Annotated in this window: 23 protein-coding genes and 2 pseudogenes; 6 read left to right on the forward strand and 19 right to left on the reverse strand. The window is 65.4% G+C overall.

The features are described from left to right. Positions 1 to 16: 16 nt before the first annotated feature. The 4 genes from TSH20_RS00735 to TSH20_RS00750 all read right to left on the reverse strand — a co-directional run bounded on the left by TSH20_RS00735 (position 17) and on the right by TSH20_RS00750 (position 3022). Positions 17 to 1054: a putative 2-aminoethylphosphonate ABC transporter substrate-binding protein gene (locus TSH20_RS00735; RefSeq protein ID WP_109072909.1), complete on the reverse strand. Its 1038-nt coding sequence runs from the start codon at positions 1052 to 1054 to the stop codon at positions 17 to 19. A 267-nt stretch (positions 1055 to 1321) separates the two neighbouring features. Further along, entirely contained in the window at positions 1322 to 1834 is a 513-nt protein-coding gene (locus TSH20_RS00740) for a plastocyanin/azurin family copper-binding protein (RefSeq protein ID WP_199232005.1), read from the reverse strand. Between the two features lie 2 nt (positions 1835 to 1836). Continuing rightward, entirely contained in the window at positions 1837 to 2250 is a 414-nt protein-coding gene (locus TSH20_RS00745; RefSeq protein WP_199232006.1) for a DUF5602 domain-containing protein, read from the reverse strand. A 43-nt stretch (positions 2251 to 2293) separates the two neighbouring features. Then, positions 2294 to 3022, reverse strand: a complete 729-nt coding sequence (locus TSH20_RS00750) for an RNA polymerase sigma factor (RefSeq protein WP_109072910.1) — start codon at positions 3020 to 3022, stop codon at positions 2294 to 2296. 203 nt (positions 3023 to 3225) lie between these two features. Between TSH20_RS00750 and TSH20_RS36070 the strand changes: the two are divergent. Further along, positions 3226 to 3285, forward strand: a pseudogene (locus TSH20_RS36070) (twin-arginine translocation signal domain-containing protein); the annotation flags it as partial. 32 nt (positions 3286 to 3317) lie between these two features. Here TSH20_RS36070 and TSH20_RS35520 read toward each other — a convergent pair. Next, positions 3318 to 3437, reverse strand: a pseudogene (locus TSH20_RS35520) (IS5/IS1182 family transposase); the annotation flags it as partial. An 818-nt stretch (positions 3438 to 4255) separates the two neighbouring features. On the opposite strand from TSH20_RS35520, the gene TSH20_RS00765 reads away from it, so the two are divergent. Beyond that, positions 4256 to 4519 (forward strand): hypothetical protein, encoded by a 264-nt coding sequence (locus TSH20_RS00765; protein WP_109072912.1) that lies wholly within the window; start codon positions 4256 to 4258, stop codon positions 4517 to 4519. 1253 nt (positions 4520 to 5772) lie between these two features. On the opposite strand, the gene TSH20_RS00775 is transcribed toward TSH20_RS00765, so the two are convergent. The 11 genes from TSH20_RS00775 to TSH20_RS00825 all read right to left on the reverse strand — a co-directional run bounded on the left by TSH20_RS00775 (position 5773) and on the right by TSH20_RS00825 (position 15387). After that, the gene (locus TSH20_RS00775) at positions 5773 to 6357 is read right to left on the reverse strand and encodes a hemerythrin domain-containing protein (RefSeq protein WP_109072914.1); all 585 of its coding nucleotides are present in this window, start codon (positions 6355 to 6357) and stop codon (positions 5773 to 5775) included. A 17-nt stretch (positions 6358 to 6374) separates the two neighbouring features. After that, entirely contained in the window at positions 6375 to 7082 is a 708-nt protein-coding gene (locus TSH20_RS00780; RefSeq protein ID WP_109072915.1) for an ABC transporter ATP-binding protein, read from the reverse strand. Beyond that, positions 7075 to 7827, reverse strand: a complete 753-nt coding sequence (locus tag TSH20_RS00785; protein WP_109072916.1) for an ABC transporter ATP-binding protein — start codon at positions 7825 to 7827, stop codon at positions 7075 to 7077. The genes TSH20_RS00780 and TSH20_RS00785 overlap by 8 nt, the downstream gene beginning before the upstream one ends. Further along, entirely contained in the window at positions 7827 to 8822 is a 996-nt protein-coding gene (locus TSH20_RS00790) for a branched-chain amino acid ABC transporter permease (RefSeq protein WP_109072917.1), read from the reverse strand. Before TSH20_RS00790 ends, TSH20_RS00785 begins: the two co-directional genes overlap by 1 nt. Before the next feature lie 11 nt (positions 8823 to 8833). Continuing rightward, entirely contained in the window at positions 8834 to 9691 is an 858-nt protein-coding gene (locus TSH20_RS00795) for a branched-chain amino acid ABC transporter permease (protein WP_109072918.1), read from the reverse strand. Between the two features lie 104 nt (positions 9692 to 9795). Then, a complete protein-coding gene (locus tag TSH20_RS00800; protein ID WP_109072919.1) occupies positions 9796 to 10980 on the reverse strand; it encodes an ABC transporter substrate-binding protein in 1185 nt (394 codons plus the stop codon). A gap of 51 nt (positions 10981 to 11031) precedes the next feature. Next, complete coding sequence (gene maiA, locus TSH20_RS00805; protein WP_109072920.1) at positions 11032 to 11685, reverse strand: maleylacetoacetate isomerase; 654 nt, start codon at positions 11683 to 11685, stop codon at positions 11032 to 11034. A 13-nt stretch (positions 11686 to 11698) separates the two neighbouring features. After that, entirely contained in the window at positions 11699 to 12892 is a 1194-nt protein-coding gene (locus TSH20_RS00810; RefSeq protein WP_109072921.1) for a 3-hydroxybenzoate 6-monooxygenase, read from the reverse strand. Between the two features lie 39 nt (positions 12893 to 12931). Next, positions 12932 to 13642 (reverse strand): fumarylacetoacetate hydrolase family protein, encoded by a 711-nt coding sequence (locus tag TSH20_RS00815; RefSeq protein WP_109072922.1) that lies wholly within the window; start codon positions 13640 to 13642, stop codon positions 12932 to 12934. A 21-nt stretch (positions 13643 to 13663) separates the two neighbouring features. Beyond that, a complete protein-coding gene (locus tag TSH20_RS00820) occupies positions 13664 to 14701 on the reverse strand; it encodes a cupin domain-containing protein (protein WP_109072923.1) in 1038 nt (345 codons plus the stop codon). A gap of 218 nt (positions 14702 to 14919) precedes the next feature. After that, positions 14920 to 15387: a MarR family transcriptional regulator gene (locus tag TSH20_RS00825; protein WP_109072924.1), complete on the reverse strand. Its 468-nt coding sequence runs from the start codon at positions 15385 to 15387 to the stop codon at positions 14920 to 14922. A 208-nt stretch (positions 15388 to 15595) separates the two neighbouring features. On the opposite strand from TSH20_RS00825, the gene TSH20_RS34845 reads away from it, so the two are divergent. The 4 genes from TSH20_RS34845 (at position 15596) to TSH20_RS00845 (ending at position 19271) form a co-directional block, all read left to right on the forward strand. Continuing rightward, entirely contained in the window at positions 15596 to 15868 is a 273-nt protein-coding gene (locus TSH20_RS34845) for a transposase (RefSeq protein ID WP_158281933.1), read from the forward strand. Positions 15869 to 16081: 213 nt separating this feature from the next. Next, entirely contained in the window at positions 16082 to 16555 is a 474-nt protein-coding gene (locus TSH20_RS00835; RefSeq protein WP_109072926.1) for a (2Fe-2S)-binding protein, read from the forward strand. Further along, positions 16555 to 18840, forward strand: coding sequence for a xanthine dehydrogenase family protein molybdopterin-binding subunit (locus tag TSH20_RS00840; protein WP_109072927.1), 2286 nt, complete (start codon positions 16555 to 16557; stop codon positions 18838 to 18840). The genes TSH20_RS00835 and TSH20_RS00840 overlap by 1 nt, the downstream gene beginning before the upstream one ends. Before the next feature lie 17 nt (positions 18841 to 18857). Beyond that, a complete protein-coding gene (locus TSH20_RS00845; protein WP_109072928.1) occupies positions 18858 to 19271 on the forward strand; it encodes a hypothetical protein in 414 nt (137 codons plus the stop codon). A 149-nt stretch (positions 19272 to 19420) separates the two neighbouring features. Here TSH20_RS00845 and TSH20_RS00850 read toward each other — a convergent pair whose 3' ends face one another. From TSH20_RS00850 to TSH20_RS00860, 3 genes are all read right to left on the reverse strand, one after another. Next, positions 19421 to 20626, reverse strand: coding sequence for an ABC transporter substrate-binding protein (locus TSH20_RS00850; protein WP_109072929.1), 1206 nt, complete (start codon positions 20624 to 20626; stop codon positions 19421 to 19423). A gap of 37 nt (positions 20627 to 20663) precedes the next feature. Next, on the reverse strand, positions 20664 to 21596 hold the full coding sequence (locus TSH20_RS00855) for a 3-keto-5-aminohexanoate cleavage protein (RefSeq protein ID WP_109072930.1): 933 nt from the start codon (positions 21594 to 21596) through the stop codon (positions 20664 to 20666). A gap of 40 nt (positions 21597 to 21636) precedes the next feature. Further along, the coding region (locus TSH20_RS00860; protein ID WP_146207467.1) for a 3-hydroxyacyl-CoA dehydrogenase NAD-binding domain-containing protein at positions 21637 to 22498 on the reverse strand (862 nt) is incomplete at its 5' end.

Genomic DNA, 22498 nt, shown 5'->3' on the forward strand with positions numbered 1-22498 from the left:
AGGTTTTTCCCTGGCCTCAGCTCTTCGTTTCGGATTTGGCGCCGTAGCGCTTTTCCCAATCCGCCAGGATGCGGTCGCGGTTGGCGGCGGCCCAGGCGAAGTCGTTGGTCTTGATCATCGCCGCCTCCGCGTTCTTTGGATAGTTCGGCGTTTCCTTGGTCACGCCGGGATGGGCGGTGACCTGATAGAAGTTCACATATTCCTCGTTCGCCTTGCGGCTCGCCGCCCAGGCGGCGAGCGCCTTGGCGGCCTCGGCCTTTTGGGTGCCCTTGACGATGGCCGTCGCCTCCATCTCCCAACCCACGCCTTCGGAGGCCAGGATCACGTCGATCGGCGCGCCCTTGGTCTTCTGCTGGGCGCCGGTGTATTCGATGGAGATGCCGATCGGGTACTCGCCGGACGCCGCCATCTTACAGGGCTTGGACCCCGAATGGGTGTAGAGCGCGACGTTGTCGTTCAGCTTGTCCATGTAGGACCAGCCCTTGTCCGCCCCCATGGTCTGCAGCCAGCCGGACACAGCCAGGAAGCCGGTGCCCGAGGAGGCCGGGTTCGGCATGACGATCTGGCCCTTGTATTCCGGCTTCAGCAGGTCGGCCCAGGAGGTCGGCTTCGGCAACTTCTTCTTCTCGGCCTCGACCGTGTTGAAGCAGATCGCCGCCATCCAGGCATCCATCCCCACCCAGGCCGGCGGGGTCTTGGCGTCGCGGAAGCTCGGCTTGAGCGCCTCGGCCCCCTTGGGCTGGTAGGGCATCAGCATGCCCTGGGCATCCAGGATCATCAGGCTGGAGGCGGCGAGGCCCCACACCACGTCGGCCTTGGGATTGTCCTTCTCGGCCAGCAGCTTGGCGGTGACGACGCCGGTGGAATCGCGCACCCATTCGATCTCGATGCCGGGGTTGTCGGCCTCGAACGCCTTCTTGTAGGGGGCGAGCTGTTCGTTCTCCAGCGCGGTGTAGACGGTCAGGCGGGTGGCTGCCCCGGCTTCAGCGGCGGATGCGACGGCGGCCAGCAGCGCAATCGCACAAGTCCCAAGCAGAGTGGTGCGGCGGATCATGATGGAGCTCCCGTGGTCGAATGGGCGGAGTTTAGAGACGTCCTGGAGTGGCGTGTTTGCCGCGGGAGCGGCAGTTGCACGCCGCCCCGTTACAGGAAGCCTCTCTACGCCCAAGCGCCCGTTCACTCCCGTTAAGCTTTGGTGACTCCGGGGTGGGAATGTCCTCGCCTCACCGGCGATCGCGTTGCAAAGGCGGCCGGATCTCCGCGCCGACCGTCAAGCTTTGCAACGGAACTGGTCTTCATCGTGTCCTCCCTGCGGCGTTTCTCATGGGGTAATGCGGACGGTCTTGCGGCGGATGATCTCCTCCGGCGCGGGGACCAGACGGCGCGCCGGCTCCGGCAGCGTCGCGTCGGAGACGCTCCCCCGTGGGCGTCCGACGACGATGCGGCCGACCATGCCGGCCTCCTCATGCGGGACGCAGAAATAGTCGTAGACACCCGGTGCGGTGAGGCTCAGCTCGAAACTCTGCTCCGGCAGCAGGTAGTCGGAGTTCCACGGCGCGGCTCCTTTGGGGATTCGCAGCGGGTGTCCTTCGTTCGCCGGGTGATAGGCGGTGCTGGTGTGCGAATTGCCGGGATCCGTGTTGATCCAGCGCAGCGTCTGCCCAGGTTCCACCAACACACCGATCGGATCGAACCACACCTTGGAGCCGTCGGCATTGCCGCGCATGCGGATCTCCACCACCGATGCCGCGGGCGTCGTGACCGGCAGCCCGACCAGCGCGAGTCCGGCGGCCCAGCCGCCGGCCCGCAGCAGCGTGCGTCGCACCAGCATCATGATTACTTCGCCACGCGTGCCTCGTCGGCCTTGGACACGTGCCAGAGGACGACGTGGTAGTGCGGCTTTTCCACGCCGGGATGGCCCGCGTTGTAGTACATGTCGACGTGATCGACGGTCCCGCCGGCGGTCTTCAGGTTGTCGAACTTCTTCTGCCCCTGTATGTCCTCGATCGGGATCATGTAGATCGTGCTGGCGAGCCGGCCGTCGTGGTCGTAGGCCAGGAAGGGGCCGGCCGGAAGCGTCTTCGGGTCGACGTAGAGCGTGCCCATGCCCGGGAGGAAGTCGGGCAGCTTCACCAATTCGCTGACCTTCTTGTAAGCGCCGCCAGGCGGTGCCTTCTCCACGCTCTGCGCCTGCACGGGGACGGCGGCCAGGGCGAGCGCGCTGGCGGTCAGGACGGTGCGAATCAACATGATGTCCTCCCTTGGGTGGTTCGGTCCGATCGTGGACCACGGGTCAGTCCGGGTCGGGCGGCGGGTCCCGCCGTAGGCTGTGGCCGAGCCGGTCGAGAACCCGTTCGGCGATGCGGGCGCAGCGCTCGCCGGCGAACGGGAACACGCCGCCGAGATCGGGTGAGAGTTCCCGCCGCAGGCTTTGGCCGAGCAGGCCGCGTGCCCGATGCAGGCGCGTCTTGACGGTGTCCGGCGGGATGCCGAGGCGGGATGCCGTTTCCTCGACGCTCAACTGCTCAATCTCGCGCAGCATGAAGACCGTACGGAACGCATCCGGCAGCGCGTCGATGGCGCGCTCAAGCAGACGCCGCGTCTCGGCGCGGGCGGCGTCCTCCTCAGGGGTCGTGGGGGGCGGCTGGGCGCCCGGGAAGGGGATCACCTTGGCGCCGGGGAGCGCACCGTCAGGTCCGTCCTCTCCGTCCAATCCGATCATGGGTCGTCTCTGCCGCAGCCGCCGCAGCGCCTCGTTGAGGACGATGCGGCCCAGCCAAGTGGACAGGCTGGAGGCGTCGCGGAACTGGTGGATGTGGGTGAAGGCAAGGATCCAGGCGTCCTGCACCGCGTCCTCGGCCTCGGTGGAGTCGCGCAGCACGCTGCGCGCCATGCGGAAGAGCGTCTGGTTGTGCCGCTGCATCAGAATGCGAAAGGCGGCGGCGTCACCCAACCGGATGCGCCCGGCGAGATCCGCGTCGGAAACCGCTACACCCTGTCCGATCCGCCGTGCCCGGTCCATGCCCTCGCTCCTCGTGTTCGTGGCTTTGATGCTGGATGTGGGGGTCAGGTTCCCGCGCAGAAGGAGTAATCGTTTCGGCGTAGGCGCGGTGGGTGTGGAAGTGAGGCGATGACGGATGCCCGGCGCCCCTTCTGGACGGGCGGCCACACCGCACGATGATTGTTGGGCCTCAGCCTCTCCCCGCCGACTGGAGGCCCCTTATCATGCCGCTGGACCGCCGAACCTTACTGAAGGCGACCGCCGCGACCGGAGCCATGGCTGCCAGACAGCTGCCCGCCCTCTTCGCCCCGCCCGGTCCGCACAGCTTCAGCCCCGTGCTGTCGACCAACAGGTGTATGGGGTCGCCGCTCAAGCGTGGTGCTGACGGCAACATCACCGTTCGGGCGCGGCGGGCGGTGGTGGGGTGATCGGGCACCGGCAACTCTTGATGAACAATGGGCGGCTACAACCGTGACTGCAGACGATGCCTTTGCCGTGTCAACGCCGCTGGAGGCTGTCCGTGTCGCGCTCGGCGCTCCGAAGGACCGCCAGGGTCTGCGCGAGGCATTGCGGCAAGTGGCCGACCTTCTGGCCGAAGCACCTGCCATGTCTTCCATGATTGTATGAATTCCGCCGGCACATTGCATGCATTTAGGTTGACATTGCAGGCATCATCGGAGCATACGATCGCGCATTGCATGTAGGCATTGCTTGCCATTGCCTCCCGAAGGAACACGCGATGTCATCCGAACAGGAGTCGCCGCCTCTTCCCCCTCTCAGCGCCGGCCTGCGTGGTCACTGCCCACGCTGCAGCCAGGGTCATCTGGTCAGTGGCTTTCCAAAGCTGCGCTCCCACTGCGAGCTCTGTGGTCTGGACCACTCAAGCGCCGATCCTGTTGCTGACCTGTATCCTGCACTTGCGGCCGTTGAAGGGTTGGCTGGTGGCCCGCGAGTACTTCTACAAGGCCGAGGAAGCCCGTTTCGGTACGACCGCGCCAACCCAGCCGCTTGCGGCCGCTCCCGCAGACAAAGACCCGCGCTCGACCTGACTGCCGTCAGGTTCCCCGACCACAGATAGTGTCATAACTTGGAGATGTTCAAAATGTATGATTGGTTCCCCTTAGTCTTCTTTCCATTCAAGATTATTGTGTTAGGCACGGGCATGTTCTTCGCCATCAAGTGGCATCACGATCAAGCGAAGAAGGAGCGAGCGAAGAAGAATAACGAAACCAGCGGGCTGTAAGTGAGCGCGGCGTGGTCGTGTCGCCGGTCCACGCGCAGGACGGCATCGCCACCGGGATCTCGCTGGTGGCGTCCACCAGTGGGGTCACGCTGCTGCCTGCCTATGTGGATCCCTTGCTGCTGCGCTCGCTGGTCAGCCGGCCGCTTACCGGCAACGCGCCTGTGATCGAGATCGCCGCAGGCTATCGAGCGGACAATCCCTCGCCCATCCTGCAGGTCTTCCTGAAGAGCATCGACCAGCTCATCACGTCGAGAGCAAAATTGCCGATCGCTTAGCCAGCAAAACTTTTCAGGCGTGAACGTGACCCTGCGGGCGGCGGGCACGAGGATAAGAGCGTGTTTGTAGACAACATGCGCTGATGGCGTGGGGAGCGAGCCGCTCGAGGCGCCGTGCGAGGATTGAGACGAAGGCGATCTCGATGAAAGCGACAAGGGGCTCGGCCATCCGCTCGTTTCCCGTCGTTCTGGTGGCCTTTAGACCCAAGCGATCATCCGCTTTCAGGCCGTCCAGATTTCATTGGCTCGGCTGGACCTGTGGGCGGGGTTCCGCGGCCGGTTGTTTTGGCAGGCTCAGGTGGTTCGTCCTCCTCTGGACGGCGGCCGAGGCAGCTCCCATCAGGACGGGCGAACGGATCAAAAGCCGGACTTGGTGGACGGTGAACGGTCATCGTTGAAGAGCCCTCGCATGTAAACAGAATTATAGTCACTCCGCGACATGCTTTTCTACAAATAAATCACGGAATTATCCTATCATTCTTTGATCAACACCCTTGGCGTGTTAGTAGAGCTATGATATATATCAGTAATTAAGCAGACGTCGCAGATGACTTGAATCGATGCTCGAGGATCTGTGCCTTCGCCTGATGCTGTGGGATCGATGGAGTGCATTCAATGATTGATAGTATGGACTTGGCAAAACTCATCTCCTTTACGAAGAAAATAAACGTGTCCTCTCCGCGTGGATAGCCGGCGCCCTCCTCTCTCTACCCTGACTTGATTCGGCCCGTTCACACCGCGCTGTCGCAGGCTGGACAGCAGGCGCTGACCGAGGAAAAACGACTGTTGCCAGCGGTTCCGTTCCGTCGGTCGGTAATCCCAAAGGCGATTTTCTGCCTGGAATGCGGTAAGCGCAGCAGCATGCTGAAGCGTCACTTAGGTCGCGAGCACGATCTCTCGACCAATACAGGGGGAAATGGCGGCTGCCGCAGGAGTCCTCGATGGCAGCCCCCGCCTACGCGGCGGCTCGATCCAAAATGGCAAAGGGTATGGAACTCGGTCGTCGCGCTCGGACGTCCGCGTCGGTGGCACCGGAAACGCTGACAGGGCAGGGGACACGACCCGGTGATCTTGCTCCAAATAGTTGTTCTTGAATTTTGAGGTGCGGTGCTCGACGGCATCCCCGAACACCGCCGTAAGGGCCGAGGGATAGGCGCCGGGCTTTGTGCTGCTCCATGTCCTGGAGGCAGCACCCACCGGCTTGCCCTTTCCTGCCATGACGCTGCCGCCGGCCGAAACCCATTTTCCCGATTTTATGTGTCGGAGCCTGCAGACGGCCCAAGGCCGTGGGGAGCGGGAACCATCGACACGATGCGGGTGAACAGCGAGCGGAACTCCCCGGTCGGGCCGGACCAGGGATCCTTGTTGGCTTCAAATGCGGCGTCGATGTTGGCCCATTCCCCCTCACTCAATCCCTTGCGGGCCAGCGGCAGAAGCTCGCGCTCCTCCAGCCCGACATGGCCCCAGCTGTTGGCAATATAGGCGCGGGCCGTCCCCTCGAACGTCCGGAAGCCGTCCGGTCCCTCCTCCCGGTAGCGGCGCAGCGCGTCGCGCAGTTCCGCGATGTGCCGGTTGCCCTCGACATGGTCGTGCTGGAGCTTGTCGATCAACGCGCCCGCCTGCGGAATGCGCGCCCGCAGGACGACGAACAGGACGTCGTCCTCCTTGGGGTGGTGCAGCTTGTCGGGGACCTCGGTGATGTATTCGATCATCGCTTCCAGCAGCGCGAAATCGGGCTTCAGCCGGCCGTCACGCACCTCGTCGAGGATGAAGCCGAACGCCTGGAGCACGGCGCCGAGCGCGCGGTGTTCGGCGTGGATGATGTCAATCGCTTTCATGACGGTCTTCCTGTTGGTCAGTGCGCCACGACGCCGAGCCAGCCGTCCAGCAGCGCACGGTCGTTGAGCAGAGTTTCGCTCTCCCCGCGGTAGACGGCCTTGCCGCGTTCCAGCACCAGCGCCTGTCGGGTCAGCGGCAGGATCTGGCGGGCGTGCTGCTCGACCAGGATGATCGCCATGCCGCTGTCCTCGGTCAGGCGCTGGATGATCGTCATCAACTCCTGCACGATCAGCGGCGCCAGCCCTTCCATTGGCTCGTCCAGCAGCAGAATTTTGGGGTTCAGCATCAGCGCACGGCCCATCGCCAGCATCTGTTGCTCGCCGCCTGACAACTGGTTGCCCATATTGCCGCGACGCTCCTTCAGGCGGGGGAACATTTCGTAGACCCGCTGCAGGGTCCAGGGTCCGTGGGTCGCCACAACGGTCAGGTTCTCCTCCACCGTCAGGGAGGGAAAGATGTCGCGTTCCTGCGGCACCCAGCCGAGCCCGCTATGGGCGCGGGCGTGGGCCGGAACCCGGGTCAGGTCACGGCCGGCCAAGCGCATCGATCCGGACCGGTGCCGGGCCGCCCCCATCAGGGTGGAGAGCAGCGTCGTCTTGCCCATGCCGTTGCGGCCAAGAAGGGACAGGCTGTCGCCTTCCCCCAGCGTCAGGGAGATGTCCTCCAGCACCACGGCGTCGCCATAGCCGGCCCAGACATTCTCCAGCGTCAGAAGCTCAGGCACAGATCGCCTCCCCCAGATAGACTTCGCGGACCTTGGGATCGTTGGCGATCACCTCGGGCGTGCCGTGGGTCAGCAGCGCGCCGCCGACCAGGACCGAGATTCGGTCGGCGAAGCGGAACACGAGATCCATGTCGTGCTCGATCAGCAGAATGGTCACGTCGCGCGGCAGGGCGGCGATGGATTCGAACAGTTCGCGGCTTTCGGTGGTCGGCACGCCAGCCGCCGGCTCGTCCAGCAGCAGGACGCGCGGCTTCATCGCCAGCGCCAGCGCGATCTCGATCAGCCGCTGCTTGCCGTAGGCAAGGCTGCGCGTCTTCTCGTGGGCGACGTCGAGCAGGCGCAGGCTGTCCAGCAATGCCACCGCCTCGTCCACTGCCTGGCCATGGGCACCGACCGGCTTCCAGAAGCGGGCACCCAGCCCCAGCCGCTCGTTGACCGCCATGGTCACCGATTCCAGTACGGTCAAGTCGGCGAACAGACGGTTGATCTGGAAGGTCCGCGCCAGACCGCGCTTGACCCGCTGGTGCTGGCCCAGCCGTGTCACATCCTCGCCCTGAAGAATGACATGGCCGGCCGTCGGCTCCAGAAAGCCGGTGAGCAGGTTGATGAGCGTGGTCTTGCCGGCGCCGTTCGGGCCGATCAGCGCGTGGCGCGCGCCGGCCTCGACATTCAGGCTGACATGGTTGGTGGCGGTGAAGCCGCCGAAATTCTTGGCGAGATTGCGTGTCTGCAGAGCGTAATCCATCACCGTGCTCCCGTCCGGAGGCCGCCGGCCGCATGGCTCAGCCGGCGCAAGCCACCCATCACCCCGTCCCGCGCGAAGAGAACGACCACCACCAGAAGGGCGCCCAGCCAGAACTGCCAGTATTCCGGGTTCATGTCGGACAGCACATGGTGGGCCGACATGAAGACGATGGCCCCGATCACAGCGCCGTAGAGCGATCCCGACCCGCCGAGAACCAGGATCAGCATCAGCTCGGCCGACCGGTTGAAGGACAGGACGTCCAAGGCGACGAACTGCGTCGTCTGGGCCAGCAGCGCCCCGGCGATCCCGGCATAGGCGGCGCCGATGGTGTAGATGGCGGACAGCCGGGCGTTGACCGGCGCCCCGATGGCCGGCATGCGCGCGACGTTCAGGCGGATGCCCTTCAGGCTCAGTCCGAAGGGGCTGTGCACCAGCTTGCGCGCCGCCCAGAACAGCACGAACAGGACGGCGACCGCGTACCAATAGGCGGTCTTGCCGTAGAGGTCGAAAGTGAACCGGCCGAGCAGCGGCGTCATCTCGATGCCCTGCAGCCCGTCGACCCCGCCGGTGAGGTCGGTCAGCTTGTTGGCGACCTCGTACAGCATCATCGCGATGCCCAGCGTCACCATCAGTCGGGTCAGATCGGAACCGCGCAGCACCAGGAAGCTGGTGACGAAGCCGAGCGCGGCGCTCGCCAGTGCGGCCACCACCAGACCGACCAGCGGATCGCCGATGCCGTTGGCGGCCAGCAGCCCGGCCGCGTAGGCGCCAAACCCGAAGAAGGCGGCGTGGCCGAGCGAAACAATGCCGGCATAGCCGAGGATCAGATCGAGCGACAGGCAGAACAGCGCGGTGATGGCGATCTGGGTCAGCAGGACCAGATTGTCGGGAAAGACCAGATAGGCGGCGACCGGCAGCAGCCAGAAGGCCAGTTCCGCCGGATGCCAGCGGTTGGCGCGGCGGAGCGGGGTCAGATCGAAGGTTGCGAGACTCATGCTCTTGTCCTCTAGCGCGCCGCGCGGCGCCCGAACAACCCTTGCGGGCGGAAGATCAGCATCACCACCATGACGGCGTAGATGACGAAGGCGCCGATCTGCGGGACGTAGTATTTTCCGGCGACGTCGAGCACGCCGAGAATGAGCGAGGCGACCAGCGACCCGGTGATGTTGCCGCTGCCGCCGACGGCGACGACGATCAGGAAATAGACGATGTATTTGACCGGAAAGCCGGGATCGAGGCCGAGCATCTCGACTCCCAGCGCGCCGCCCAGCCCGGCCAGCGCCGTTCCCAGGGCGAAGGTCAGAGTAAAGACGCGCTCGACATTGATGCCCACGCCGCGCGCCGCCCGCGGGTTGTCAACCGATGCCCGCAGCTCCGCCCCGAACCGGGTGCCGCCGACCAGACGCTGCAGGCCAAAGGCGATCACCAGGCTGAGCAGGATCAGAAACAGGCGGTAGGCGCCCATGTCCAGTCCCGGCAGGCTGATCTGGCCGCGCAGGAAATCCGGCAGGGTCAGGGGTTGCTGCTGTGCACCGAAGAGGAACTGGGCCGCCGCGATCGACATGAAGACCAGACCGATCGAGAACAGCACCTGATCGAGATGGGTTGCCGTGTACAGCCGGCGGTACAACGTGCGTTCCAGCACCACCCCGACCAGGGCGGTCAGGGCGGCAGCCAGCGGCAGCGCGGCCAGGAACGGCACGCCGACGCGGTTCAGCAGCAGGACGCACAGATAGCCGCCGACCATGGCAAAGGCGCCATGTGCCAGATTGACGAAATTCATCAGCCCCAGCGTGACCGACAGACCGACGCTGATGAGAAACAGCAACATCCCCGAGGCGACACCGTCGAAGAGGACGGTCATGGCAAGCTCCTTTGTCGACGGTGCGAAAGGGCGGTTCAAAAGGACGCTGTAAAAAGCGGAAGGTTGCGGTCCCGGGCGGGGGCACCCGGGACCGCGGCGCGCGGTTAAGGCTTGCCCGGATCGCGGACGTTGGCGACGGCGTCGAACTCGACGTTCTGAAGCTTGCCGTCGACGCGCTCTACCTTGCGGATGTAGATGGTCTGGACAATGTCGCGGGTATCCGGATCGATGGCGATGGAGCCGCGCGGACTGGTCCAGCCCATGCCGCGGGCGGCCGCCATGAATTTGTCGCCGGTGACGTCGCCGCCGGTCTTCTCCAACGTGCGGGCGATCAACTGCATGCCGTCGAATCCGCTCACCGACATGTAGTTGGGGCGGTCCTTCGGATAGGCAGCGTAATAGGCCCGCGTGTAGGCGGCGTTCTCCGGCGAGTTGTGGACTTCCGAATATTGCAGCGAGGTGATCAGCCCCAACGCATTGTCGCCGACGGCGTCGAGGATGTCCTCCTCCGTCAGGTCCCCGGTGGCCACGATGCGGATACCGGCCTTGGCGAGGTCGCGCTCGACGAAGCCCTTCATGAAGGCGACCGTCTGCTCGCCGGGCGGCACGAACAGGAACACCGCGTCCGGTTTGATGTCCTTGATCTTTTGCAGGAAGGGCGCGAAGTCCGGGTTCTTCACCGGGGTGCGCACCTCGCCGACGATCTCGCCGCCGCCGGCGGTGAAGGTCTTCTTGAACTGCGTCTCTGCATCGTGGCCGGGGCCGAAATCGGCGACCAGCGTATAGACCTTGCGGATGCCGTTCTTCACCGCCCAGTCGGCGATGGGGGCGGTCAGCTGCGGCAGCGTGTGCGAGACGCGCAGGACGTAGTTGGATTTGGTGGTGATCGCCGATGCGGCCGCGTTCATCACGATCATCGGCCTCTTCGCCTCGGTGGCGATCGGCGCGGCGGCAAAGGCCGACGGCGTCAGGCCGAAGCCGCCCAGCACGTCAACCTTGTCCTTGACCACCAGTTCCTGCGCCGCGCGCTTGCTGATTTCCGGAGCGACGCCGGTGTCGTCCTTGACGATCAGTTCCACCGGGCGGCCGGCGATGGTTCCGCCGGACTGCTGGAGGTAGAGGCGGGCGCCATGCTCGATCTGCTTGCCGTAGGAGGCGAAGGGCCCGGACATCGGCAGGACCAGCCCGACCTTAAGCGGATCCGCGGCCCGGGCGCTGTGGGCGGCGAGCGACAGGGCAGAGGCGGCGAGCGCGGCGGTCACCCACGCGATGGACGTCCTCGGTTGCATTCTTCCCTCCCTTTTTTCTCTTCGGTGTTGTGTGGCGGTTCGGTGTGACGGTCAGGCTGCGTCGGGTTGGTTCGCAGGTGCGGCGCGGCGGAAGGCATCAAGCGTGGCGCAGGCGCGGTCGATCGCCACCAGTGTGGGGTAGGGCGTCAGGTCGACGTTGAACCGCCGCGCGCTCTCGATCTGCGGGACCAGATAGACGTCGGCGATCGTGGGCGCGTCGCCGAAGCAGAAGGCGCCCCGCCGCGTGTCGGTGGTGAGCATCGTCTCCAGCGCCTGGAAGCCGGCGTCGATCCAGGTGGCGCACCAGGCGAGCACCGCCGCCTCGCCACAGCCCAGCGACCTGCGCAGATATTCAAGGACGCGGCGGTTGTTCAACGGGTGGATGTCGCAGCCGACCAGGGCGGCCAGCGCCCGCACCCGCGCCCGCGCATCAGGATCGGCGGGAAGCAGGGGCGGTGTTGGGTAGCGCTCCTCCAGCCATTCAATGATCGCCGGGGATTGGGTCAGCGCGTGGGCGCCCTTTTCTCCATCGACGGCCAACACCGGCACCAGCCCCTGTGGGTTGATCGCCTGGAAAGCGGTGCCGCTATGCGCTTCGGTGCGCAGGTCGACTGCAACGTACTCGACGTCGAGCCCCTTCAGGTTCAGCGCGATGCGCAGGCGATGCGACGTTCCGCTGCGAAAGAAGTTGTAGAGCTGCATCATAGCCTTGGACCCTTCAGCCCTGGGCCAGGCAATTGCCGACGTTCCAGCCGTACAGCCATTCCATCGCGTCGTAGAAGCGCTCGCTCGGGCGGCCCTTCCACAGCGAGTTGCGGACCAGACGCTCGACGCCCTTGGCGTGGTAGATTCTCCCCATCTCGCGGCCGGAGAGCACGATCCGCGCGGTGCGGGTGATGCGCGACCGCTGGTACAGATCCAGCGCCTTGGGCCAGTCGTTGCCGGTGACCCGCAGGGCCTCGCCCAGCGTCACCGCGTCCTCCAGCGCCATGCATGCGCCCTGGGCCATGTACTGCGTCGTCGGGTGGGCGGCGTCGCCCAACAGCGTGACTCGGCCGAAGGTCCATTGCGGGATCGGTTCGCGGTCGGCGGTGGCCCAGCGCTTCCACTGCTTTGGCAGGTCGATCAGCTGGCGGGCCTTCGGACAGATGTCCTGGAAATAGCTGCGGACCTCCTCCGGGCTGCCCTCGGTGACTCCCCACTCTTCCTTGTCGCGGCTGTGGAAGGTGACGACGACGTTGTACTGCTCGCCGCCGCGCAGCGGGTAATGCACCAGATGGCAGTTGGGACCGACCCAAATGCTGGCCGCGTTCCATTTCAGCTCGTCGGGGAACTCCGACTTGTCGATCACCGCGCGGTAGACGACATGGCCGGTGACGCGCGGCGGGTCGTTCACATACTGCTGGCGCACCACAGACCGCACGCCGTCCGCGCCGGTCAGGGCCACGCCCTTGTAGGCGTTGCCGTTCTGGTCATAAACGGTGACGCTGGTGTCGTCCTGCTCGATGCGCTCGATCCGGGTGTTGGTGCGGAACTCGACCCGGCCGGTCTCCTGCGCGCCCTCCAGCAGCGACAGATGCACGTCGACCCGGTGGATGACGGCATAAGGGTTGCCGAAGCGCTGGCGGAACGCCTCGCCGGTCGGGACCTTGCCGACCTGGTATTCGTCGATGGCGTCGTGCATCACCATGTAGTCGGTGAAGACGGCACGGCTGCGGGTCTTATCGCCGACACCCAGCGCGTCGAAGGCATGGAAGGCGTTCGGGCCGAGCTGGATGCCTGCGCCGATCTCGCCGATCTCGGGGGCCTGCTCGAACACCTGGACCTTGAAGCCGCGGCGCACCAGGGCAAGTGCCGCCGCAAGGCCGCCGATACCGCCGCCGGCGACCAGCACGGGAAGTTCTTCAGTCATCTCTTCCTCGGATTTTCGAAACGGTGGGATGTCGGGGCGCTATTCGGCATCGCCGATGGTGAGGGCGATGTCGCCGACCTTCTCGATATGGCCAATGAGGCGGTCACCGGGTTTGACCGGACCGACCCCCTCCGGTGTTCCGGTAAGGATCAGGTCGCCGGGCTGCAGGTGGTAATAGTGCGAAAGATCGGCCAGCAGCTCGGGGATATCCCAGATCAGCTGACTAAGATCGGCGCTCTGCTTCTGCTCGCCATTAACCTGAAGGCTGATCGCGCCGGTCTTCAGAACGCCGAGATCGCCCTGCGGAACGATCGCCCCGCACACCGTGGAGTTTTCAAAATTCTTCCCCAGATCCCATGGCCGTCCCTGGTCGCGAGCCACCAGTTGCAGATCGCGGCGGGTCATGTCGAGCCCGGCGCAATAGCCGTAGATCAGGCGTCCGGCGTCGGAGTGGGTGACACGGAACCCCTCGGCGCCGATGGCGACGACCAGCTCCATCTCATACTGGTAGTTGGTGGTTCCGGCCGGGTACGGGACGGTCGTGCCGGACGGCACCAGCGTCGACGGGTCCTTCAGAAAGTAGAAGGGTTTGGACGACGCCTTGTCGACCGGACGGTTCATTTCGATGGCGTGGGCGTGATAGTTGCGGCCGACGCAGAAGATCCGCTTCACCGGGAAACGCGCGTCGCCGCCCCGTACCGGCAACGAGGCGACCGGTGGGGGCGTCCAAAGATATTTGGCGTCAGACATGTCTCGTCTCTTTTCTTTGATTCAGGTGCGGACTTCGTAGAGGCCCAGCTTCTTCTGAAGCGGCGCGTCGTCGGCGATGAAGAGGAAGGCGGGTTGCTCGGCGGACTGATTGCGCAGGTTCACCGGCTCGTAGCCGGGCACGCAGCAGGTGTCGGCCTCGGCCAGGGCGAGGTGGTTGCCGTCCAGTGTGACGCCAGCGGCGCCCTCGATCAGGTGGAAGACCATGGCGGTGGACCGGGCCGGCAGGTCGAGCCGCTCGCCCGGACGCAGCATCAAGGCCGAGAAACCGAGAAGTTTCTGGCAGTCGGCACCGGTCTCCGGGTTGATGTAGGCGACCTGTACCGCATCGATGCCGGGTTGGCTCTCCGCCAGGGCCAGCAGCGCCTTGCGAACCTCGGCCCAGGGGTAGCGCAGCATCGGGAAGGGCTTTCCGGCCCGGCTGAAGACGGGTGACGGAACCACGCCGCCGCGCTGGTAGGCACGTTCGGCCGCCTCGCCATTTACCGACTGGGCGTTGCCTTCGGTGACATAGGAAGCTTCCATGTAATAGACCATCGGCAGGTCCAGCACGTCGAGCCAGACCACCGGCTTGTCGCCGTCATGGCCATGCTCGTGCCACAGGCCGGTCGGGGTCAGGATCAGGTCGCCGCGGTTCATCAGGCATTTCTCGCCGTCCACCGTGGTGTAGGCGCCTTCGCCTTCGACAATCATGCGCACGGCGTTCGGCGTATGCCGGTGGGCCGGCGCCCATTCGCCGGGCAGCAGAAGTTGCATGCCGAGATAAATCGTCGACGTCGCCTGCATCTTTTCCAGGCCATGCCCCGGATTGGCCATCACCAGCACGCGCCGTTCCGCCTTTTCCATCGGCGTCAGGTCACCGGCGCGGAGCAGCAGTGGGCGCAGGTCCCGATACGTCCAGGCGATCGGCTGGGTCCGCCGTGCTGGCTTGCCGGGCGGCAGGACGGCCCGCAGGCTGGGCCACAACGGCACCAGATTCTGCGCGGTCAGGGCGGCGCGGTAGTCCTCCGGCAGGTCTTCGAGGCGACCGAGTTCAAGCATGGAGAGTCCTCCGATTCCGGCGACAGCCGGTTCTGGCAAAGTTTGGGTGCAGGGCGCCGTTCGCCGGCTTCGTCAAGCGGCGGGCGGGTGTTCGGAATCCGGAAATTTCAAAACAGAGAAATTATCAAATGAAACTACAAGAACATGAAGGAAGAGCACCAAAATCCTGGCGCATGATTCAGACAATCATCCGGCAAGCTTGCCAGAATGGGCTGCGTTTACTTCTTGAATGGAGCGCGGCTGCTTTCGTTGTTCTCGTCCACCAGGCGTTCCAGCAAGGCCATGAAAACGGCGCGCTCGTCGCCGTTCAGCGGTTCCAGCAGGCGTTGCTGCACCCGCTCCACCGATGGTTCCACCGTTTCCAGCATGGCTTGCCCGGCTTCAGTGAGGGACACCAGCTTCTGTCGCCGATCCTCCACCCCGGCCGTCCGGCGGATCCAGCCCTTTTCCTCCAGCCGTTCGACCAGACCGCCGATGGTCGACCGGTCCAAGGCCGCCCGCGACGCCAGGGTGATCTGATCGAGGTCCGATTTCTCCCGCAGCACGGCCAGGACCGCGTACTGCGTCGGCGTCAGGTCGAATTCCTTGCACTCATCAAGAAAGATCGACACCGCGATCTGTTGCGCCCGGCGGATCAGATGGCCGGGTTTGAGATGCAGGTCGCCGTGCAACATGAAGTCCCCCATTGCCGCCTTATTCCAAATCGATAGCGCGATGTGTTTCGTAGCACGAACCGCACACCGTGCAATCCCCGCCTGCCTCCGCGCCCGCCGGTCATCTCCCCGCTCCGTCGAAGTTAATCAGTGTGCTGATAGACAGCATACTGATCATCAGTGCTTCGTTCAACATGTTTTTTGGTGGGGGGCGTCGGCTGCTCGACCGGCTGCGGCGGACGTGGCACGTGGTCTGGGGCGACACGCCGGAGCCGAGCACGGTGGTGATCGACAGCCGCACCAACCGATCGCCCGCGGCTGCGATGGGGTGTTCCTCCCGACCGAAATCGCCTGGGTGGTGGAACGGTCGTTCGCCTGGATCAGCTTCTATCGGCGAATGAGCACGATCTTTGGGCGGACGGCCGAGCCCCTCATCGCTTTCATCGAGATCGCCTTCGTCTCAATCCTCGCACGGCGCCTCAAGCGGCTCGCTCCCCAGGCCTTCAGCGCATGACGTCTACAAACACGCTCTCAATCGGTGGGTGGACTGCCAACGACCAGGCGTCCGGCCCGACAACCGCAATGTTCAAGGTAAGCCTTACCGACACGGTATTGCGGCTAGCCGGGGAAACTCTCCCACCGCGCGGCTGTTGAGGCGCGTGGCTACCCTTGCGCGTCAATGGCGGGGGCGGGACGAGCCGGATGCGTCGGGAAAGGACAAACTTCCATGGTGACCTTGAGCGTGAATGGTATCGAACACCGGTTTGATGGCGATCCGGACATGCCACTGCTTTGGTACCTGCGCGATGAACTGGGCCTGACGGGCACCAAGTTCGGCTGCGGCGTGGCGCAGTGCGGTGCTTGCACAATCCATGTGGATGGGCAGCCCGCCTTCTCCTGCGTCACCCCCATGAGCTTGGTGAATGGGACGAAGATCACGACCATCGAGGGGCTGACCAGCGACGGCAACCACCCGGTGCAAGTGGCTTGGCGGGAGTTGAACGTGGCGCAGTGCGGCTACTGCCAAGCCGGCCAGATCATGCAGGCTGCCGCCCTGCTGGCCGCCATTCCCAACCCGTCGGACCAGGACATCAATGGCACGATGAGCGCCAATCTCTGCCGATGCGGCACCTATACGCGCATCCGTGCCGCCATCAAGCAGGCGGCGCAGGGCCAGTCCGCCGGACGGAGGGCCGGGTGATGGGCGATCTCTCCCTCAGAAACGTCAGCCGCCGCATGCTCCTCGGCGGCATGGGTGCCGCCACCTTCGTGCTGGCGGTCGGGCTGCCCGTCCTGTCGCGTGCGGAGGAAAAGAAGAAGTTCGGCGCCGACGCCATGCCGCACGGCTGGAAGGACGACCCGCATGTCTTCGTCTCCATCGCCAAAGACGGTGTGGTGACGATCACCTGCCACCGCTCGGAAATGGGACAGGGTGTCCGCACCTCCATTGCCATGGCCATCGCCGACGAGCTTGAGGCTGACTGGGCGCGCGTCAAGGTCGCCCAGGCGCCCGGCGATGAGGAGCGCTTCGGCAACCAGGACACCGACGGTTCGCGCAGCCTGCGTCACTTTTTCATGCCGATGCGCCGGGCCGGCGCCTCGGCCCGCGCCATGCTGGAGCAGGCGGCGGCCAAGCAGTGGGGCGTCCCGGTCACGGAGGTCCGGGCCGAGAACCACAAGGTCGTCCACGCTGCCTCCGGCCGCTCCGTCGGATACGGCGATCTGGCGGAGGCTGCCGCGGCCCTGCCGGTTCCGGCGGCCGACGCGGTGCGGCTGAAGGACCCGAAGGAGTTCCGCTACATCGGCACGGAAAAGATCGGGCTGGTGGACAACCGGGACATCACCACCGGCAAGGCCATGTACGGCATCGACACCCGGCTGGAGGGCATGCTGTGCGCCGTGATCGCCCGCCCGCCGGTCTTCGGCGGCAAAGTGTCGAGTTATGACGCGGGCGAGACCTTGAAGACGCCCGGGGTGGTGAAGGTGGTGGCCATCGATGCACCGCAGATCCCCTCGGAGTTCGAGCCCCTGGGCGGCATCGCCGTCATCGCCCGCAACACCTGGGCGGCCATCCAGGGCCGCAAGAAGCTGAAGATCCAGTGGGACGACGGACCGAACGCCGGCTATTCGTCGGACAGCTATCGCAAGCAGCTTGAAGAGGCTGCGCGCAAACCGGGCAAGCTGGTGCGCGCCCAGGGCGACTTCGACAGCGCGATGGCGAAGGCCACCAAACGCGTCGAGGCCGAATATTACATTCCCCACCTCGCTCAGGCGCCGATGGAGCCCCCGGCGGCCGTCGCCCGCATCGTGGACGGGCGTTGCGAGGTTTGGGCCTGCACCCAGGCACCACAGGTCACCCGCCTGCGCCTCGCCAAGCGGTTGGGTCTGGAGCCGGAGAAGGTCAAAGTCAACGTCACGCTGCTGGGCGGAGGCTTCGGTCGGAAATCGAAACCAGACTATGTGCTGGAGGCTGGCATCCTCAGCAAGGCCATGGACGGCGCGCCCGTGAAGGTCACCTGGACGCGCGAGGACGACCTTCACCACAGCTACTACCACACCGTTTCGATCGAGCGGCTGGAGGCCGGGCTGGACGAGCAAGGCAGGCCTGTCGCCTGGCTCCACCGTAGCGTGGCTCCGACGATCGGCTCGATCTTCGCGCCCGACCCCAAGCACGAGATGCCCTTCGAACTCGGTATGGGTCTGACCAACACGCCCTTCCCGATTGCCAACTTCCGTGCCGAAAACCCGGAGGCGCCGGCCCATGTCCGCATCGGCTGGTATCGATCGGTGTCCAACATCCCCCACGCCCTTGCTATCCAATGCTTTGTGGCGGAGTTGGCCCACGCAGCCGGCCGTGACCCCAAGGATTACCTGCTGGAATTGATCGGACAGCCGCAGAAGATCGACCCGACCGATCTGGGCGACGTCTGGAATTACGGCGAGAACCCCGACCGCTATCCGATCGATACGGGGCGCCTCCGTACGGTGATCGAGACCGCCGCGAAAGGCATCGACTGGGGCCGGACGGTTTCGAAGGGCAGCGGCCTGGGCATCGCCGCTCATTACAGCTTCGTCTCCTACGTCGCCGTAGCGGCCGAGGTGGCTGTGGGCGACGGTGGCCGCCTGTCGGTTCCCCGCGTGGACATCGCCATCGATTGCGGCCCGCAGGTCAACCCGGAGCGCATCCGCTCACAAATGGAAGGAGCGATCATCATGGGCCTCGGCCAAGCCCGGCGGGCCGAGATCACGTTCAAGGATGGACGCGCCCAGCAGAACAATTTCGACAGTTACGAGCTTGTCCGCATGGACACGTCCCCGCGAGAGATCCACGTCCATCTGGTCAAGCCGAATAACCCGAACCTGCCTATGGGCGGCGTCGGCGAGCCTGGCCTGCCGCCGGTGATGCCGGCCATCGCCAACGCCGTCTTCGCAGCAACCGGCAAGCGTATTCGCCAGTTCCCCATCCGCGACCAGCTCGCCGTCTGACGGCAGGGAGACCAGTCATGAAGCTCGCCCTTACTCTCGCGACCGCGGTCGCCGGTCTCCTCGCGAGCAGTCCGGCCCTCGCCGCCTCCTGCACCGAGCGGATCACCTCATTGGAGGCCAAGCTGGCTGAGAAGGCGGAATCCGCCATCTCCACGTCCTCCGCCGGCCAGGGTGTCGCTGGTGCCCGTGAGGGTCAGGCTATTCATGCCGAGAACACGCACGATCCAGTCGGTACCCCCGCCGTTCCCTACCAAAAGGAGCATAAGGAAGCCGGCGCCGTTCGCTCTGCCGAAAACGCGGGTGCCGCCGGCGATCGTGTTATGCAGGCCAAGGCCTCGCTCAACCAAGCCAAGAGCTTTGACCAGCAGGGCAATGCCATCAAGTGCGATGAAGCCGTGACCAAGGCGCAGAAGCAGCTCGAACCCGACTGAGCGCGAACGGGCGGCGTCAACGCATATTGCCCGCCCGGATCGTTGATCTCGAATGCATGCCGGCCGACCGCGGCGTCCATCCCACCAAAACTCGAAAAAACGCTCCCCAGCCGCGCCAGTTTTCCAATGCGGCCGGGGAGCCGGCCGGATTACTTCAACAGCGGGCAACCGCCCTTGTCGATGGGTCGGTAGGCCTCGTTGCCCGGAATGGTGGTCAGCACCTTGTAATAATCCCACGGTCCCTTGGATTCGGCCGGGCTCTTCACCTGCATCAGGTACATGTCGTGGACCATGCGGCCGTCTGCGCGCAGCGTGCCGCCCTTGGCGAAAGCGTCGTTCACCGGCGTCTCGCGCATCTTCACCATCACCGCCTTGGCCTCGTCGGTGCCGGCGGCCTCGATGGCCTTCAGGTAGTGGCGCACGGCGGAATAGCTGCCGGCCTGGATCATGCTGGGCATCTTGCCGGTCCTGGCCATATAGGCCTTGGCAAAGGCGCGGGCATCGTCGTCGCGGTCGGCGTTCCAGCCATCCATCAGCACCAGCCCCTGCGCCGCCTGCAAACCGAGGGAATGGACGTCGGTGGGGAACATCAGCAGGCTCGCCAAGGTCTGCCCGCCCTGCGGCAGGCCGAACTCCTGCGCCTGCTTGATCGAATTGGCGGTGTCACCGCCGGCATTGGCGAGTGCGATGACTTTCGCCCCCGATCCCTGCGCCTGCAGCAGGTAGGAGGAGAAGTCGGCGGTGTTCAGCGGGTGGCGGACGGAGCCGGTGACCTTGGCGCCGTTGGCCTTCAGCACTTCGGTCAGCGACTGCTCCAGCGCATGCCCGAAGGCGTAATCCACGGTCAGGAAGTGCCAGCTGTCGCCCAGGATCTTGACACCCGCCTTTCCCATGCCCTGGGCCAGCGCATAGGTGTCGTAGGTCCAGTGCGCCGTGGTCGGCGAACAGGCCTCCCCGGTCAGCTGAGCGGCACCGCCGCCGGAGATCAGGAAGACGCGGTTCTTGCGCTTGGTGATGTCCTGCACCGCCAGCGCGACGGAGGAGGTGGGGACGTCGACGATCACGTCCACCTGTTCGGTGTCGATCCACTTGTTGACCAGCGCCGCGCCGATGTCCGGCTTGTTCTGGTGGTCGGCGAAGATCACCTCGACCGGCTTGCCGGCGACCTTGCCGCCCATCTCCTCCACAGCCATGCGCACCGCCTCGACCGAGCCCATGCCGGTCGGGTCGGCATAGACGCCGGTCATGTCGTTCAGGACGGCGATCTTGACCTTGTCGTCGGAGATTTGGGCGTGAGCGGCCCCGGCGATCAGCGCGGCGGAACAGACACCGGCAGCCAGAATCCAGCGTTTCATGGATGTTTCCTCCCTGTTGGTTTGTTTTTTCGGACGGTCAGAAGGCGACGTTGTCACCGCCCTTGGTCTGCAGCATCGCGCGCGCCTCCTCCGGCGTGGCGATCTCCAGGCTCAACTCTTCAAGGATGCGGCGGATCTTGGCGACCTGTTCGGCGTTGGAGGTCGCCAGCTTGCCGCGTCCGGCATAGAGGCTGTCCTCCAGACCGACGCGGACGTTGCCGCCGAGGATGGCGCTCAGTGTGACGAAGGACATCTGGTGGCGTCCGGCGGCCAGCACCGACAGGTAATAGTCGTTGCCGAACAGCCGGTCGGCCGTGGCCTTCATGTGCATCAGGTTTTCCGGATCGGGGCCGATGCCGCCGAGGATGCCGAAGATGCATTGCGTGAAGAAGGGCGGCTTGACGATGCCGCGATCGGCGAAATGCGCGAGATTGTAGAGATGGCCAACGTCGTAGCACTCGAACTCGAACCGGGTGCCGGCATCGCCCAGCTCGCGCATGCCGCGTTCGATCTGGGCGAAGGTGTTGGACAGGATGAAGTCGGTGGTCGACTCCAGATAGGGCTTCTCCCAGTCGTGCTTGAAGCTGTCGAACTTCGCCGCGGCGCCGGAGATGTTGAAGTTCATCGATCCCATGTTCATCGACGCCACTTCCGGCTGCGCCCGCTTGGCCGCGGCCAGCCGCTCGTCCAGCGTCATGCCCAGCCCGCCGCCGGTGGTGATGTTCAGGATGGCGTCGGTCTGCTGCTTGATGCGCGGCAGGAACTCCATGAACAGGGCGGGCGAGGGCGAGGGTTTGCCGGTATCCGGATCGCGGGCGTGCAGATGGAGCATCGCCGCACCGGCCTCCGCCGCCGCCACGGCGTCGCGGGCGATCTCGTCCGGCGTGACCGGCAGATGGGGCGACATGGTCGGTGTGTGGATCGAGCCGGTCACGGCACAGGTGATGATGACCTTGTCGGCGCGCTTCATCGGGTGTCTCCTCCTTTGTTTTCCGTGGTGTCGAATGCGGTCAGGAGCCGGTGCCCAGGCTCCGGCGTTCCTGCTGGAGCGTCTCGATCAGCGCCAGGAGCAGCTGGTCGCGCTCCTGCGCCAGATCGGCCTGCGACCGGCCGTGCAGCGCCTCCCGCATGCCGGCGTTCAGCTGCCCGCGCAGCTCCGGCGTCAGCGCCGGGGTGCCGAGATCCCGCCACCAGTCCTCCATCGCAGGGCCGATATGGTCGAGGAAGTGCGGCATGCCGCCCGCACCGCCCGCGAGGTTGAAGATCATGTTCGGCCCCATGATCGCCCAGCGCAGGCCCGGCCCTTCCGCGATGGCGGTGTCCACATCCTCCACGCTGGCCAGCCCGCTGGCGACCGCATGGACCGCCTCGCGCCAGAGCGCCGCCTGGAGACGGTTGGCGAGATGGCCCGGCACCTCCTGGTTCAGGCGGATCGGGCGTTTGCCGATTGCGCGGTAGAAGGCGATCAGCCATTCGACCGTGCCGGCCGTCGTGTCCCGGCCGCCGACGACCTCCACCAGCGGGATCAAATGCGGCGGATTGAAGGGATGGCCGACGGCGAAGCGTCCCGGCACGCGGCACCCCTGCTGCAGCTCGCTCATGATCAGGCCGGAGGTGCTGGAGGCGACGATCGCGTCGTCGTCCAGCACCTCTTCAAGCGCGGCATAGAGCGCGCGCTTGACGTCGTGGCGCTCCGGCGCGTTCTCCTGGACGAAGCGGGCGCCGCGCGCCGCATCGCGCGGGTCGATGTGGAAGCTCCACTTCTCCGGATCGGCGCCGGGGGCGAGGCCCAGCCGTTCCAGCGCCGGCCAGGATTCGGCGATCAGGCCGCGCACCGCCACTTCTGCGGCGGGGTTGGGGGCGCTGATGGGG

This window comes from Azospirillum sp. TSH20 (assembly GCF_003115935.1).
Classification (GTDB): Bacteria; Pseudomonadota; Alphaproteobacteria; order Azospirillales; family Azospirillaceae; genus Azospirillum.

Bases quoted from the DNA above. Each gene is read 5' to 3' on its own strand.
- TSH20_RS00735 (WP_109072909.1), bottom strand. From the start codon at position 1,054: ATGATCCGCCGCACCACTCTGCTTGGGACTTGTGCGATTGCGCTGCTG.
- TSH20_RS00785 (WP_109072916.1), bottom strand. From the start codon at position 7,827: ATGGATTACGCTCTGCAGACACGCAATCTCGCCAAGAATTTCGGCGGC.
- TSH20_RS00825 (WP_109072924.1), bottom strand. From the start codon at position 15,387: ATGGGGGACTTCATGTTGCACGGCGACCTGCATCTCAAACCCGGCCAT.
- TSH20_RS00855 (WP_109072930.1), bottom strand. From the start codon at position 21,596: ATGAAGCGCGCCGACAAGGTCATCATCACCTGTGCCGTGACCGGCTCG.
- TSH20_RS00740 (WP_199232005.1), bottom strand. From the start codon at position 1,834: ATGATGCTGGTGCGACGCACGCTGCTGCGGGCCGGCGGCTGGGCCGCC.
- TSH20_RS00775 (WP_109072914.1), bottom strand. From the start codon at position 6,357: ATGAAAGCGATTGACATCATCCACGCCGAACACCGCGCGCTCGGCGCC.
- TSH20_RS00745 (WP_199232006.1), bottom strand. From the start codon at position 2,250: ATGTTGATTCGCACCGTCCTGACCGCCAGCGCGCTCGCCCTGGCCGCC.
- TSH20_RS00790 (WP_109072917.1), bottom strand. From the start codon at position 8,822: ATGAGTCTCGCAACCTTCGATCTGACCCCGCTCCGCCGCGCCAACCGC.
- TSH20_RS00820 (WP_109072923.1), bottom strand. From the start codon at position 14,701: ATGCTTGAACTCGGTCGCCTCGAAGACCTGCCGGAGGACTACCGCGCC.
- TSH20_RS00840 (WP_109072927.1), top strand. From the start codon at position 16,555: ATGGGCGATCTCTCCCTCAGAAACGTCAGCCGCCGCATGCTCCTCGGC.
- TSH20_RS00835 (WP_109072926.1), top strand. From the start codon at position 16,082: ATGGTGACCTTGAGCGTGAATGGTATCGAACACCGGTTTGATGGCGAT.
- TSH20_RS00850 (WP_109072929.1), bottom strand. From the start codon at position 20,626: ATGAAACGCTGGATTCTGGCTGCCGGTGTCTGTTCCGCCGCGCTGATC.
- TSH20_RS00815 (WP_109072922.1), bottom strand. From the start codon at position 13,642: ATGTCTGACGCCAAATATCTTTGGACGCCCCCACCGGTCGCCTCGTTG.
- TSH20_RS00750 (WP_109072910.1), bottom strand. From the start codon at position 3,022: ATGGACCGGGCACGGCGGATCGGACAGGGTGTAGCGGTTTCCGACGCG.
- TSH20_RS00845 (WP_109072928.1), top strand. From the start codon at position 18,858: ATGAAGCTCGCCCTTACTCTCGCGACCGCGGTCGCCGGTCTCCTCGCG.
- TSH20_RS00800 (WP_109072919.1), bottom strand. From the start codon at position 10,980: ATGCAACCGAGGACGTCCATCGCGTGGGTGACCGCCGCGCTCGCCGCC.
- TSH20_RS00810 (WP_109072921.1), bottom strand. From the start codon at position 12,892: ATGACTGAAGAACTTCCCGTGCTGGTCGCCGGCGGCGGTATCGGCGGC.
- TSH20_RS00795 (WP_109072918.1), bottom strand. From the start codon at position 9,691: ATGACCGTCCTCTTCGACGGTGTCGCCTCGGGGATGTTGCTGTTTCTC.
- maiA (WP_109072920.1), bottom strand. From the start codon at position 11,685: ATGATGCAGCTCTACAACTTCTTTCGCAGCGGAACGTCGCATCGCCTG.